Genomic DNA, 14446 nt, shown 5'->3' with positions numbered 1-14446 from the left:
GACAAAGCCGATGGCCAACACGGATGACGCGACGCGATGCGCTTCGCGGCGGGCTGTCGCTCGCCTCCGGCCTGCTGGCTTCGTTGCCTTTCTGCTCTGCCAACGCCGCAGGCGATGCCTTGCCGGTTACAAGCGTTGCTGACGGCATCTATGCCTTTTCCGGCCAGCATGGTCTGATGACGGCGGAAAATCGCGGAGAAATCTGCAATCTCGGTTTCATCGTCGGTGAAGAATCCGTGGCCGTGATCGACAGCGGCGGAAGCATCATGGAAGCGCGCGCGCTGATCGAAGCCGTTCGCAAGATAACGGACCGGCCCATCCGCTTTCTGATCAATACACATATGCATCCCGACCATATTTTTGGGAATGCCGCTTTCCGCGATCTGGGGGCAACGCTGGTCGGGCATAAAAACCTGCCGCGGGCGCTGGCCAGTCGTGGCGAGTATTATTTGTCGAGCTATCGTGATAATATGGGTGATGCGTTGATGGCCGGTATCGAGATCGTCCCGCCGTCGCAACTGGTCAGTGATGAAACCCGGATCGATCTGGGGCAGCGGCCCTTATTGCTGAAAGCCTGGCGCACGGCCCATACCGACAATGATCTGACTGTTCTCGATATCCGGACGCGGACCCTGTTTTCAGGTGATCTTTGTTTTGTCGAAGACATCCCCACTCTGGACGGGTCGCTTCTGGGATGGATCGCGCAGATGGATAGCTTGTCGAACATCGATGCAGAAAGGGTTGTTCCCGGCCACGGCCCGGTCGGGCTGCCATGGCCGGCGGCGCTCGATGCGGAAAAGCGTTATTTTGAGGTTCTGACCCGCGATCTTCGTGCGGCGATTGCAGCCGGAAAGCCGCTCGCGGAGGCTGTCGTTGGTGCGGGGCAAAGCGAGCGCAACAACTGGCTACTGTTCGATGAGCATAACATTCGCAATGCCACAGCCGCTTATGCCGAACTGGAGTGGGAGTGACGTGATGTGGCGCTGGTTTGCCTCGATTGTGAAATCCCGGATGCCAGTAATTTTAGCGGGCGGACAGCGTCTGCCCCATGAGGGAGGTGAACATGGCTTATTTTTCCGGAGTGCAGCTTCGACGGATTTTATTTGCAGCCGTTACGACGACCGGCCTGATGGGGCAGGGTATGGCTTTCGCCGGGTCGCCGAGCGAGCCCCCACAGACCACATGGGATGATCTCAAGGGCAATGTGTTTGCTGACCGGACCATCGCCGATGCTGGCAGCCTCATGACGATGGATGCCCCGAAACGGGCGGAAGATGCGGCAATCGTTCCCATCGATCTGCATTTCAAACCCGATGGCCAGGCAAATGCTATCAAGTCGGTCACGCTGATTATCGATGAAAATCCGTCACCCGTGGCGGCGGTTTTCAAATTCGGCCCCGGTGCGGCAATATCGCATTTGTCTACCCGGATAAGGGTGAACGCCTATTCCTATGTCCGGGCCGTCGCCGAAACGCAGGACGGCAAACTTCATATGACGCAGGCTTTCGTCAAGGCATCCGGCGGTTGCTCGGCGCCCGCTGTCGGGGATCAGGACGAGGCCATGGCTTCCCTTGGGAAAATGAAGCTGAAAGTATTCTCCGTAAAGGAGCAGAAGGCCGCGCCGATGACAAAGGCCGCTGAAGTGCAATTGATGATCCGGCATCCGAATAATTCGGGCCTCCAGATGGACCAGATCACCCGTTATTACGTGCCGGCCCGGTTCGTCCACGAGATGACCATCTCTCAGGGTGATCGGCTCATTCTGTCGATGGAGGGCGGTATTTCCATTTCGGAAGATCCGAATTTCCGCTTCGCTTTCGATGCCTTGTCCGACAAGGAGCTTGATGTGGCCATATCGGATACCGACGGTAAAAAGTTCACCGGGAAATGGCCGCTCGCGGCTGCTTCCAATTAGAGATTTTTGACGCGAAACCGGATTCCGGTTTCGCGTCTCAGGAATCGGAAATATAATTTATGAAATTTGCAATATAATTTATTGTGTTAATCCTTCTTGATTGTATCAAGTATTTGTTGAGCGAAGTTGTGAAAGAGTCATTGGCATAAAATGCTTGCCGATTATGCTTGATCCGCCATTATAGTGCGGAGACTCAAAATTTCTGTGTTGTGGATCGGGTTCTGTCCCGGCCCTGTATGTCATTTATGCTTTCTAACGGGAACATTAGGCTATGAAACTCCAGATCAATAATCAGTTTCACGATGTTCATTCTGACGGCGATACACCGTTGCTGTGGGTTATCCGCGACGAACTCGGCATGACCGGAACGAAATATGGCTGCGGACTGGCCCAATGCGGCGCCTGTTCCGTGATGGTCGATGGCGAGATTACACGCTCCTGCGTCACGCCGCTTGAGAGCGTCGAAGGCCGGTCCGTCACGACGATTGAAGCAATCGAAAGCGATCCGGTCGGCAAGGCGGTTGTCGCGGCGTGGATCGCGCATCAGGTGCCGCAATGCGGCTACTGCCAGTCGGGTCAGGTGATGGCCGCCACGGCATTGCTCAAGCAGACGCCCAAGCCTACGGACGAGGATATTGCGGCGGCAATGGTCAATCTGTGCCGGTGCGGAACATATAATGCGATCAAGGCAGCCGTGCATGATCTGGCAGACCAGAAGGTGGATACGCTATGAACGAGATAAGCCGCGACCAGAACATCGAAAGCGTGCTTTCCAATGGCGAGCCTGTGCCCAATGGTGCGCCTGTCAATGTTTCGCGCCGTCATTTTCTCCTTGGGTCCATGGGCCTGACCGCAGGCGCTCTGGTGCTCGGCTTTGGTTTGCCGGTCGGTCCTGCGCGCGCCCAGAAAGCGGCTGCGAAGATCGTGCCCGGCACCCGTGTCCCGGCTTTCCTCGAAATCCGCCCGGATAATACCGTGCGCCTGTTAAGCCCCTTTGTCGAAGGCGGTCAGGGTGTTTTCACCGCCATGGCGCAGATCGTCGGCGAAGAACTGGACATGGACCCGCAGTCTTTCGTGGTCGAGAATGCGCCTCCCGGACCGGACTATCTGGTGATAGGCGGCAAAATGCGCATTACCGGCGGCAGCATGTCGGTGCGCTCCAGTTACGACACCATGCGGCGTCTCGGTGCGGTCACCCGCGCGATGATGATTGAAGCCGGGGCAAAGCAGCTTGGTGTTCCCGCCGATCAATTGACGACGGAACCCGGTCAGGTGGTTCATGCGGCGTCCGGGCGCAAGATTGCCTATGGCGATCTCGCCAGGGAGGCCATGGAACTGGAAGCTCCCGCGCCCGACAGCATCAAGCTCAGGGATCCGGGCCAGTTTCGCTGGATCGGCAAGGCGGTTCAGCGTGTCGATGTTGCCGACAAGTCTACGGGACGCGCCGTTTATTCGATCGATATGAAGGTCGATGGCATGTTGCACGCCGCTGTTCAGCACGCGCCGCGTCTGGGCATGTCGGTGGGCGGTATCCGTAATGAAGATGCCGTCAAAGCCATGAAGGGTGTTCATTCCGTGCACCGCTTGCCCGGTGCCGTGGCGGTCGTTGCGGAACGCTGGTGGAATGCCAGAAAGGCTGTGGAAGCACTGGAGGTGGACTGGAGCGAGGCCGGCGACAAGCCTGCCATCGAGGGTGTCCGTGTCATGCCTGCGGATTTCTCCACGGTTGCCTTCCGCGAACGTCTGGCAAACGAGCCCGGTGACGGCAAGAATGCGGAAAAGGAAGGCGATGTCGCCGGTGCTATTGCGGCAGCGAAAACGCAGGTTTCCGCTACCTATTATAGCCAGTATCTCCGCCATGCGCAGCTGGAGCCGCCATCCGCGCTGGCGCGGTTCAACGATGATGGCAGCCTGGATGTCTGGTTGCCCAATCAGGCGCCGGAAATGTTCCATGCGGACATCGCAAAGCTGACCGGACTCGATCCGGAGAAGGTCAATCTGCACAGCCCGATCCTTGGCGGATTCTTCGGCCGGCATTTTCTCTACAAGGCAGCCAGCCCCTATCCGCAGGCGATCCAGCTTGCCAAGGCGGTCGGCCGGCCTGTCAAGATGATCTGGAGTCGCGAAGAAGAATTTCTCCGCGATCCGATGCGTCCCATGGCGGCTGTCCGGTTTCGTGGCGCGCTGGATGAAAATGGTACGCCTGTCGCGCTGGAAGCTGTGAGCGTCTGTGAAGGGCCGTCGGAAAACGGCAGCGGCCATAACCCGGACAAGCTCGATCCCATGGCGCTTGAGGGGCTGACGGACAAGGCATATGCAATTCCCAACAGACGCATCGCGCAGCTCTATGTCGAGAATCCGGCCATCCTCGCTTATTGGCGCTCGGTCGGAAATTCCATGAACGATTTCCTCTTCGAGGCCTTCCTTGACGAACTGGCCGACAAGGGCGGCAAGGATCCCTATGAGCTACGCATGCAGCTTCTCAAGGGCAATGACCGTCTGACCAATCTGCTGAAGGCTGTTGGGGATTTGTCCGGGGGCTGGAAGCGGGGGCCGTTCAATGCCGAGGATGGCCGCCGTCGCGCACGCGGTGTCGCCATGGCGTCGCCTTTCGGCAGCCATACGGCGGCGATTGCGGAAGTGTCCATTCAGGACGGGGAGGTCGTCGTTCACGATGTCTGGCAGGTGATCGATCCGGGCAGCATCGTCAATCCGGCGATCATCGAGGCCCAGATCAATTCGGCGACGGCGCTTGGGCTGTCGCAGGTGCTCATGGAAGAAGCGGTCTTTGAAAAGGGCGAACCTCTTGCCCGCAACTACGACCAGTATTCGATCCTGCCGCCCGACAAGATGCCGCGCGTGCATGTGCGTATCATCGAAAGCGGAGCCAAGATGGGGGGCATTGGCGAGCCGGGGCTTCCGGCTGTTCCACCGGCGGTCGCGAATGCGGTCTCCATCCTTTCAGGCCAGCGGATTCGCAGCATGCCGCTTTCCCAATATAAATTTGAGGGTTAGGATCGGAGTATCGCGTTGCGGAGAAATACAATGAACATGCGCAGTTCCATTCAGACAATGATAGCTGTTGGCCTCTGGGCCGGTCTGGCTTTTCCCGCAACCGCCGCATCAGAATACCCCACCTCCGTGGTTGCGGGCTATGTCTACGAATGCATGAAAGCGAACGGGGAAAATCAGGACATGCTCCAGCGTTGTTCCTGCTCCGTCGATGTCGTCGCTTCAATCGTGCCCTACGATCACTATGTTACGGCGGCGACATTCAAGGAGATGGGCCGGACCACCGGGGAAAAGGCGGTGTTGTTTCGTCAAAGCGCGCCTGCCAAGACCGCGCTTGCAGAATTGAAGCGGGCACAGGCGGAAGCCGATATACGCTGCTTTTGAGTCGATTTAAGGCGATTATGGTAGTCTTTTGATATGGACGCCTTCTCTTAATGGTGCTCAACGCAACCATTCTGCCGCATGAAGACCATAGGGGGGCGTCTACCCAATCACATCCTCGTCACCATATATAGTTGCGATGAAATATTTCAGAAAATATAACAATACAATACTACAAAAAATCGGTGAGCCATTCAAATGGATTTGCAATGCTATGCAAGCAGATCTTTTTAAGATTATTTCTGCTTGTTAAGAAAGAGGATTATCTATGTCCAACACCATTTAAACGGATCAAAAATGGCTTTTGAACAATGTCTTAATGGATTAGTTGTTCTATTTAAAGTGGTTCAAACGATCCAAAAAATCTGACGAAAGTCTCCATTGTTGTATGCATCATTAATGCTATTCTACTAATTTTTATTATACTTGTATTATGTGAATTTTTATTCCTTAATGAACGGAAGCTTTATGCATGAACTGAGGGGTTCCAATGCAAAATTGCTACCGTTTATCGTATGCTATTTTTCTTTCCAGCACCGCTCTGATCTCAATCGGCTCCGCAACATTGCATCCAAGTATAGCAGAGGCTGCCTGTTCGTTCTCACCGACGCTTGGCGACGATACATTTATCTGCGACAGCGGTGCGTCTTTGGGAGGACTGACTGACACAGACGGCAACAACACCATGCTATTGCCGTCAGGCGGCTCCGGGACGGTGAGCGGTGATGTGACGTTTGGTGCAGGTATCGATCGGATAGAAGTACATTCCGGTACAATTGCCGGCAATGTTGTCCAGGGAAATAACGATGATGATTTCGTAATTTCTGCCGGGACTGTTACCGGCAATGTCCAGCAGGGTATCGGCATTGATGACTTCCAGATGACTGGCGGTGAGATCGGTTCGCTCCATCAAGGCGATACGCGTGATACATTCTTTATGTCGGGCGGCAGAATTGTCGATGCGTTCGATGATGGCGATTATGCCATCATGACCGGTGGTCGTATCGGTCGCGTAAACATGAAACTCGACAATAACTATTTCAACATGTCGGGCGGTACAATCGACCGCAATCTGGTCGCCGGTTTTGGCGATGACACCATCATCCTTTCCGATGGCATGATCGGCGGGAATATCAGCGTCAGTGGCGGTACAGACAGCGTGTCGATTACGGGTGGTACGGTTGCTGGCGACGTCCTCATGAGCTTTGGAGAGGATCAGTTTAACTGGGACGGTGGCGGCATCGTCTACGGCGCCATTGATCTTGGCGGTGATAACGATATTGCCACACTAGCCAATCTGACCGACGCGAATATCGGTGCCACAAAGCGCCTTACCGGTAGTGCAGGAACAGACGGCCTGACCTTCGACAACGTTAAAGCCGGGGCCGTCGACCGTTTCGACAGCTGGGAAACGATCAGTCTGACCAACGATACGCGCCTGATCTTCGATACCACGCTGACCCTTGGAGATGCGGATACCGGGACGGGCACGCTTAATATTGATACCAGCAGTACGATTTATGGGGGCTCGGCTCAGTCGGGTGTCAATTCCTTTATAGCCGGACAACTGGCCAATGTGGTCAATGCCGGTCGGATCGATCTGACCAATGGTGGCTCCAGCACTTCAGACAGTTTTACCGTTGTCGGCAATTATACAGGCCAGGACGGTCTGTTATTCATCGACACGGTCCTGGAGGGGGACGCATCTCCCTCGGATAAGCTGGTTATCGACGGAGGCACCGCGTCAGGTAACACTGGCATGATTGTCAATAACGTGGGCGGAGGCGGCGCATCAACGGCTTCGGATGGCATCATGGTGGTCGAGGCGTTGAATGGTGCGACCACATCCGCCGGAGCGTTCGTGCTTAACGGACGCGTCGCTGCAGGCGCTTATGAATATTTCTTGTTCAAAGGTGGCGTTTCGGCCGACACCGATGAAAATTGGTATTTGCGTTCAACGCTCGTGAACGACAGCGAACCGGCGGCAACGACTGAGGAGGAACCTGCAGCAGAAGCTCCGGAAACGGCTCCACCACCCCCCGCGCTGGAAGAACCCGCAGCAGAACTGCCGGTCAATCCGGATGACCCCGATCTGGAAGATACGTCTGCGCCAGTCACTGAGGATTCAACGGAGCCGGAATCTCCACCGGCTCCTCCTGCGGCAGAAGCGCCCAATCCGCCGGACAATTCAACCGAATTGCCCGAGCAACCGCCCTTGCCGGTCGCAGGCGTTGCGCCGCCTTCGGCGGGGGCGACCCCGGTAGAAGATGACGTAGTAACGCTTCATCGCGAAGAGGTACCGGTTTATTCTGCCGTGCCTCCTGTCGCACATCATCTTGCACTCTCAACACTGGGCACATTTCATGAACGTCGCGGCGAGCAGGATCTCCTCAAAAGCGGCGGTTATCTGCCGGCAAGCTGGGCTCGCGTCTTTGGCCAGGATGTCGATATGCGCTGGAAAGGAACCGTTGCTCCGGGCCTCGATGGCCAGCTTTACGGTATCCAGGCAGGTCAGGATCTTTACGGTCGCGAAACCGAAAGCGGACATTCCGACCGCTTTGGCCTGTTTTTCGGCTACGCCCGTGTGACTGGCGATCTGACAGGACAGGCTCTTGGCTGGAACAATCTTGCCGTTGGTGATCTGGAAGTCACGGGTACAAGCTTCGGCGGATACTGGACGCATATCGGCCCGCAGGGCTGGTATCTCGACGCGGTGCTCATGGGCACCTGGTTCGGCGGCAATGCCACTTCCAACCAGAACCAGGGTATTGATGTTGATGGTCACGGTGTGACCGCTTCTCTCGAAGGCGGCTATCCGGTCGCGCTCAGTGAAAGCTGGACGCTGGAGCCACAGGCACAACTCATCTGGCAAAGCCTTTCGCTGGATGATCAGGCCGATCGCTTCTCGACGGTTTCGTTCGATTCAGACAATGCGTGGACAGGCCGCATCGGCCTGCGATTGCAGGGCACAGAAGAAACTTCCCTGGGCAAGCTTCGTCCTTATTTGAAAGCCAACGTCTGGCAGAACTTCTCGTCCGACCAGATGGTCAGTTTCGGAACGGATCCAATTGTTACTGACCTCAAAGGCACTTCGCTGGAAATCGGTGGCGGCCTGACATTGGACGTGACGGAAAAGGCGAGCCTGTTTGCCACAGCTGATTACACAACAAATCTCGGTGGAGAAAAGACCCGCGTATGGGAAGGGAACGTCGGACTGAATGTAAAATGGTGATCTCAAAACAGCGGTCGAAGCAGACAAAGATCGAAGGCAGTCCGAAGTGCACGAAGAAGCAGCTCACCAAACGGGCTGGCCAGTTGTCCCAGCGAGTTGCGTGGGCAAGTTTTTGACTTGACTGGTCACGAGATCGATGACGATCGGCGTCGAACCATCCGGCATTGTGAACAGGTTCGATGAATTCGTTTACGTCGAAGGCGCTTCAGATTGTCGGGCTGGGCGAATTCCGCGGCTTTCTGGCCCGCCCCGGAACATGGGGCGGGCTTTCCCGGACGAGCGGGCTTATTTTTCGATGGTACGGTTCCAGCGGCTGTTGAGCTGCTGCCGGCCTTCGTTGATCGCATCCCAGTCGAGTATCTTCGCGGTTTCCATATAGCCGCGGAAAGCGTCGAGCTTGGCTTGCGCTTCCGGCGTGCCTGCCTTGGCCTTTACGTTGGACGGGATAAGGTTGCCATGATCGAGTGCTTTGCTCTGCGCCTCCGCCGACAGGAGATAATGCGCGAGTTTCTGGCTCAGTTCAGGTTCGCTGTTGCCCGCCAGCACGCATTCGGTCACGGCCAGAACCACCGAACCTTCCTTCGGCTGCGCATATTCAACCGGAATACCCTTATCCTTCAGATTATTCACGCCGGTCGGCGTCAGCGGGAAGATCGCGGCCTCGCCTGTCTGCACCATTTCGGAAATCTTGGCGGACGACGGGATATATTCCAGAACATTCTTGCCGATAGTGTCCGGGAATTTCTCAAATCCCGGTTCGAAGTTCTTTTCGTCGCCACCCTGAATGCGATTGAACATCAGAAAGGCGTGCAGGCCGAAGGTCGAGGCAGATGCCGACTGGAACACCACGGCATTGGCATATTTCTCATCGGCGAAATCCATCCATGAGGTCGGCGCAGCCCAACCCTTTTCGTCGAACATCTTCTTGTTATAGGCAATGCCAGTCATGCCCATATCGATGCCGACGGCCATATCGCCCTTGAGGCGAGCGGCGGGCTGGACATCGCCCAGAACCGGGTCGTCCGAAATTTTCTGGCACAGGCCGGATTTAATGGCGCGCACCATTACGCCATCATCGAGCAGCATGACGTGCATCTGCGGATTGTCTTTCTGCGCGGTCGCCTTGGCGAGAATGTCGGCGGAGGTGCCCGGCACGACCACAACCTTGACGTCGTTGGCCTTTTCGAAATCCGGCAGGACGTGTTCGGTATAGGCGCGCTCCATATTGCCGCCATTCATGCCGATATAAAGCGTCTTTGTTTCGGCCGAGGCGGCGGAAGCGAAGGCTGCCGACAGGCCAAGCGCCAGAATGGCGGTCTTGGTGATGTGTTGGTTTTTCATGCTATTCCCCTTTGTGGTTTGAGGTTGGATTGTTGTTTCGTGAAGCGGTCGATGGTGAACGCACCGATGGGCGTTTCCGTCTCTCCCTTCACAGCAAGATCGGCAAGCACAGCGCCCACGGCGGGACCGGTCTGAAAACCGGCCCCATTGAAGCCGAAGGCGTGATAGAGATTCCTGACCTTGCCGCTTGGCCCGATCACCGGATGGTCGTCGGGCATCTCCGCTTCGGTTCCCGACCAGAAACGGATGACTTGCGCATTTTTCAGATGCGGGAAAAGCTCGATCGCCCGCAGCATCACCGACGATGCAGCATTGACCGATGGGCGCGAGTAATCCGGATTTTCAAGTGGCGTGCCGCGTCCGCCGCCCATCACATAGTTGCCGCGTGTGACCTGGCGGCCATAAAAGCCGCCGCCTTCCTCGCCAAGACTCATGGGCAGGTTGAGTGGAAGGGGTTCGGTGACCACCATGGACGGATAGATGCGTTTCAGCGGCACCAGCTCACCGAAGGAGGCCGCGAAACGATCCGACCAGGCGCCAGCGCAATTGAACAGGAGACGGGAACGGATTTCGATGGCTTTCTGCGGGAGATCGGTACCGGCCAGAATGGCAAAGCCGTCGCCTGTATCCCGTGCTTCGTGGACGGGCGTATTTTCCAGCACCGTCGCCCCGGCCGCTCTTGCTGCGCGGGCGAAAGCCGGGGCAACGAGACGCGGATTGGCGTGACCGTCTTCGGCGCAGAGCGAAGCGCCTGCCACATTGCCGGTCAGCCATGGAAAGCGTTCCTTGACCGCATTACCACCGATCAGTTCGACTGCGAGGCCGAACGGACGAACCTTTTCCGCATAGGCTTCCAGACTGGCGAAATGGGCTTCCGTTCGCGCCAGTTTCAGATGGCCGCTGCGGATATATTCGCCATCCGTGCCGATCAGTTCAGGCAGGCGTCCCCATAATTCATGCGAACGTTGCGCGAGAGGAAGCTGTTCGGGCGCGCGACCCTGCCTGCGCACGCCGCCGTAATTGACGCCACTTGCCTGCGCGCCGCAAAAGCCCTTATCCAGCAGGATGACCGAGAGTCCGGCCTGCCGCATGAACAGTGCCGCCGCACTGCCGACGATACCGCCGCCGATAATGACCGCATCAGCCTGAAAATGTTTGCTCATGACGCAGCACCGTCCCTGGCCGGTGCGCCGAAACCGAGCGGTATCGGCTTGACGGGAGCCTGCGCCCGGATACGCCCCGCGTCGGCGGGCATTTTTCCCCGCATCGACAAGAGAAGTTCGGCTGCGGCTGGCGTGCACATGCGGCCCTGGCACCGGCCCATGCCGACACGGCTGAGGGCTTTCAACCGGTTGATCTCGGTGGCACCGCCATTTGCGATAATCTCCTGCGCTTCACCGAGCGCGATCTCCTCGCAACGGCAGAGCGTCACGTCAGGCGCGATTGTTTCGAACCAGTCGAGCGGAAACGGAAAGGCCTTTTCGAGGATGAGGCGTTCGCGATAGATGGCGCTGAGTTTTGTCAGCAGGCGGCGCTCCAACCTGTCATCAAATGCAAGGCCGAGATCGCGAACAAGAGCGATGGCCGCAAGCTGGCCACGGATTTCCGCCGCATCGGCGCCTGCGATGCCAGCGCCGTCGCCCGCAACATAGATACCGGCGCGGCTGGTACGACCGTGCGTGTCGGCAGCGGGCAACCATGCGCGGTCGCGCTCTTCGAAATGGAAGTTGCATCCTGCGAGATCGGCAAGCTGGGTTTCCGGGCGCAGCGCAAAACCATAGGCCAATGCGTCGCATTCGACCGCATGGCTGTTGCCTCGGGCACGATAGAGCAATCCTTCCACATGGCTGTCGCCCAGTACTTCTTCCGGTCGTATACCGTAGCGGATCGGGACGCCGCCGAGTTTCAGGCGCAGGCCATAATATGTACCGAGCGCCACGATGCGTGGTGCATGAAGGGCCAGATGCGCCAGATGAAATTTCGCGCTGAAGGGAGCGGTATCCAGCACCGCGGCGACCCTTGCCCCGGCATGGTGATACTGCCAGGCGACGAGATAAAGCAGCGGTCCGGACCCCATGAACACTATGCGTTCGCCCACCGTGCAGCCCTGTGCCTTGAGTGCGGTCTGCGCCGCGCCCAGCGTATAGACGCCGGGCTTGGTCCAGCCTTTGAAGGGCAGGACGCGATCCGTCGCGCCGGTTGCCAGCACCAAATGACGGTAGGGCAACTGGCTGTGCGAGCCGCTGGTCAGAAGATCGATGCGGTCCTCGTCTTGCGCACCGGCCTGGCGTGAAATGTTCCAGACCAGCGTTTCAGGACGATAATCGATGGAGCCGCGCAAGGCGTCGAACGTCTTGTGCAGCGCTTCGGCCTTGTGCGCTTCCGAACCGTAACGGCTGCGATAGCTGCGACCGTCATCGAGGGGCGGGCGACGATAGATCTGTCCACCCGAGCGGATACCCTCATCGAGAACGATTGGCTTCAGCCCTGCTTGGACCAGCGTTTCCGCTGCTCGAATGCCCGCCGGGCCTGCGCCCACGATGACCGGATGAAGAGTTTCGCTCATTTCATCGGCTCCGTTACAAAGGCCATGCCCTCTTCGAGAAGCGTCGTGCAGGCGCGCAGGCGCTGACCGGTCGGTGTCAGGACATGACAGTCCTGACACGCACCGATGAGGCAGAAACCGGCACGCGGCTCACCGGTAAATTCCGTATGCCGCACCTTGCCCTGTATGGAGAGGATTGCGGTCAGCACGGTGTCGCCGCGCCGCCCCTCGTGACGGACGCCGTCGAGCGTGAAGTGGATCGGAGGTTCGGCAAGCCGATAGCGCCGGCGAAACTGTGCCGGAGTTGAAACCGGAACGTTCATGAGGGTCAGCCTTTTCCGACCAGTAGACGGTCGAGGCCGAAAAGACGGTCGACGACGATCATGGTGACGGTTGCAACGAGGATCATCAGCGCCGAGACCGCCGCCATCATCGGGTCAATGGATTCGCTCGCATACATATACATGCGCACCGGTAGCGTGACCGTGGATGGCGACGTCACGAAGATCGACATGGTCAGTTCGTCGAAGGAATTGATGAAGGCGAGCAGCCACCCGCCGGAAAGACCCGGCAGAAGCAGCGGTAGCGTGATGCGGCGAAACACCGTCCATTCGCCCGCACCGAGCGTGCGTGCAGCGTTTTCCGCGTTCCGGTCCATGCTGCCGAGCGAAGCGAGGATCAGGCGCAGTGCATAGGGCGTGACGACAATCGTGTGCGCGGCAACCAGCCAGACGAAGGAGCCGGTAAAGCCCATTAGCGAAAACAGGCGCAGGAAAGCGACGCCCAGCACCAGATGCGGGATGATGAGCGGAGACAGGAACAAGGCGTTGAGCGCGTCGCGTCCGCGGAAGCTGTACTGGGCAATGGCAAGGCCGGAAGGCACGGCCAGCAGCGTGGATATCGTGGCCGAGAAGAAGGCGAGCTTCACGCTGTTATAGAATGAGGTCATGAAGTCGTTATGCGCGAAGACTGCTTCGAACCAGCGCAACGACAGGCCGTTCCACGGCATTGCGAGCGTGTTCTCCGGCGTGAAGGCCACGAGGCAGACCACGACCATCGGCGCCAGCATGAAGACGACGATCAGCGTGTGGAAGAACAGGGCGAAGGGACCGTTTCTGACCATGGCGCTTATCCAAGCTTCTTTTTGGCCTGCCCTTCGAGCAGACGGTTATAGGCGATCATGATGACCAGGTTGGCCACGAGAACGATGATTGCGATTGCGGCTCCCAGCGGCCAGTTCAGTTCGATCAGGAACTCGTCGTAGACGACTGTCGCCGCCATTTTCAGACGCCGCCCGCCGAGAAGACCCGGAATGGCGAACGAGCTTGCCGACAGCGCGAAGACGATCAGGCTGCCGGACAGGATGCCGAGAACCGCCTGCGGAAACACCACGCGGCGGAGCGCCGTCAGGCGCGATGCGCCGAGCGTCAATGCCGCCGCTTCCACGGAAGGGTCGAGTTTCTGCAACACGGTCCAGACCGGGATCACCATGAAGGGGAGCATGATGTGAACAAGGCCGATCACGATGGCCGCTTCGCTGTATAGAATCTGTGCCGTGGGCAGGCCGATCAGTTCGAGAGCGCTGTTGACGAGGCCGTTGCGGCCCAGAATCATGCTCCAACCGAAGGTGCGCACGACGACCGACACCAGAAGCGGCCCGATGATGACCAGAAGGAAGATCGAGCGCCATGGCTTGCGCATGTTGGAGAGAATATATGCTTCCGGTACGCCGATCAGCACCGTGATAATAGTGGTGATGAGAGCGAGCTTGAGTGTGCGCCAGAAAATGGAGAGATAGTACGGATCTTTGACGACCTGCGCGTAATTGGCGAGCGTGTAGATGTCCTCGATGCCCTTGTCGTAGCTGTAGCTGTTGAAGGAGAGCAGTACGGTCAGCCCAAGCGGCAGCAGAACCAGCGCGAAGAACAGAAGCGTGGATGGCCCTGACAGAAAGAGCGGGATGAGATTGCGCCGGTCTTTGGGCGCGGCGGGCGTATCCTGCGAGGCGAGGGTGGACATG

The 14446-nt window shown here is 57.8% G+C and carries 12 protein-coding genes; 6 read left to right on the top strand and 6 right to left on the bottom strand.

The features are described from left to right. Positions 1–23: 23 nt before the first annotated feature. The 6 genes from FHS76_RS19055 to FHS76_RS19030 all read left to right on the top strand — a co-directional run bounded on the left by FHS76_RS19055 (position 24) and on the right by FHS76_RS19030 (position 8540). The gene (locus FHS76_RS19055) at positions 24–971 is read left to right on the top strand and encodes a quinoprotein relay system zinc metallohydrolase 2 (RefSeq protein WP_183656656.1); all 948 of its coding nucleotides are present in this window, start codon (positions 24–26) and stop codon (positions 969–971) included. Positions 972–1063: 92 nt separating this feature from the next. Further along, positions 1064–1915 carry a quinoprotein dehydrogenase-associated SoxYZ-like carrier gene (locus FHS76_RS19050; protein WP_235992774.1) on the top strand — a complete coding sequence of 284 codons (852 nt, stop codon included), beginning with the start codon at positions 1064–1066 and terminating at the stop codon, positions 1913–1915. Positions 1916–2186: 271 nt separating this feature from the next. Continuing rightward, a complete protein-coding gene (locus FHS76_RS19045; RefSeq protein WP_183656650.1) occupies positions 2187–2648 on the top strand; it encodes a (2Fe-2S)-binding protein in 462 nt (153 codons plus the stop codon). Beyond that, a complete protein-coding gene (locus FHS76_RS19040) occupies positions 2645–4930 on the top strand; it encodes a xanthine dehydrogenase family protein molybdopterin-binding subunit (RefSeq protein ID WP_183656647.1) in 2286 nt (761 codons plus the stop codon). Before FHS76_RS19045 ends, FHS76_RS19040 begins: the two co-directional genes overlap by 4 nt. Before the next feature lie 30 nt (positions 4931–4960). Then, entirely contained in the window at positions 4961–5311 is a 351-nt protein-coding gene (locus tag FHS76_RS19035) for a hypothetical protein (RefSeq protein WP_183656644.1), read from the top strand. 487 nt (positions 5312–5798) lie between these two features. After that, positions 5799–8540 (top strand): autotransporter family protein, encoded by a 2742-nt coding sequence (locus FHS76_RS19030; protein WP_183656640.1) that lies wholly within the window; start codon positions 5799–5801, stop codon positions 8538–8540. A 285-nt stretch (positions 8541–8825) separates the two neighbouring features. Here the strand turns inward: FHS76_RS19030 and FHS76_RS19025 are convergent, their stop codons facing one another. From FHS76_RS19025 to FHS76_RS19000, 6 genes are read right to left on the bottom strand one after another with little or no spacing between them, the layout of a single operon-like run. Then, entirely contained in the window at positions 8826–9881 is a 1056-nt protein-coding gene (locus FHS76_RS19025; protein WP_183656637.1) for an ABC transporter substrate-binding protein, read from the bottom strand. Next, a complete protein-coding gene (locus tag FHS76_RS19020) occupies positions 9878–11044 on the bottom strand; it encodes an NAD(P)/FAD-dependent oxidoreductase (protein WP_183656634.1) in 1167 nt (388 codons plus the stop codon). Before FHS76_RS19020 ends, FHS76_RS19025 begins: the two co-directional genes overlap by 4 nt. Continuing rightward, positions 11041–12447, bottom strand: a complete 1407-nt coding sequence (locus FHS76_RS19015) for an FAD/NAD(P)-dependent oxidoreductase (protein WP_183656631.1) — start codon at positions 12445–12447, stop codon at positions 11041–11043. Before FHS76_RS19015 ends, FHS76_RS19020 begins: the two co-directional genes overlap by 4 nt. Continuing rightward, positions 12444–12749 (bottom strand): (2Fe-2S)-binding protein, encoded by a 306-nt coding sequence (locus FHS76_RS19010; protein WP_183656628.1) that lies wholly within the window; start codon positions 12747–12749, stop codon positions 12444–12446. The genes FHS76_RS19015 and FHS76_RS19010 overlap by 4 nt, the downstream gene beginning before the upstream one ends. A gap of 5 nt (positions 12750–12754) precedes the next feature. After that, the gene (locus tag FHS76_RS19005) at positions 12755–13549 is read right to left on the bottom strand and encodes an ABC transporter permease (protein WP_183656626.1); all 795 of its coding nucleotides are present in this window, start codon (positions 13547–13549) and stop codon (positions 12755–12757) included. 5 nt (positions 13550–13554) lie between these two features. Then, positions 13555–14445 carry an ABC transporter permease gene (locus FHS76_RS19000; protein WP_183656623.1) on the bottom strand — a complete coding sequence of 297 codons (891 nt, stop codon included), beginning with the start codon at positions 14443–14445 and terminating at the stop codon, positions 13555–13557. Between the last annotated feature and the right edge of the window lies 1 nt (position 14446).

Source organism: Brucella daejeonensis, from assembly GCF_014199265.1.
Classification (GTDB): Bacteria; Pseudomonadota; Alphaproteobacteria; order Rhizobiales; family Rhizobiaceae; genus Brucella; species Brucella daejeonensis.
This window is presented reverse-complemented; position numbering and strand designations above follow the sequence as displayed.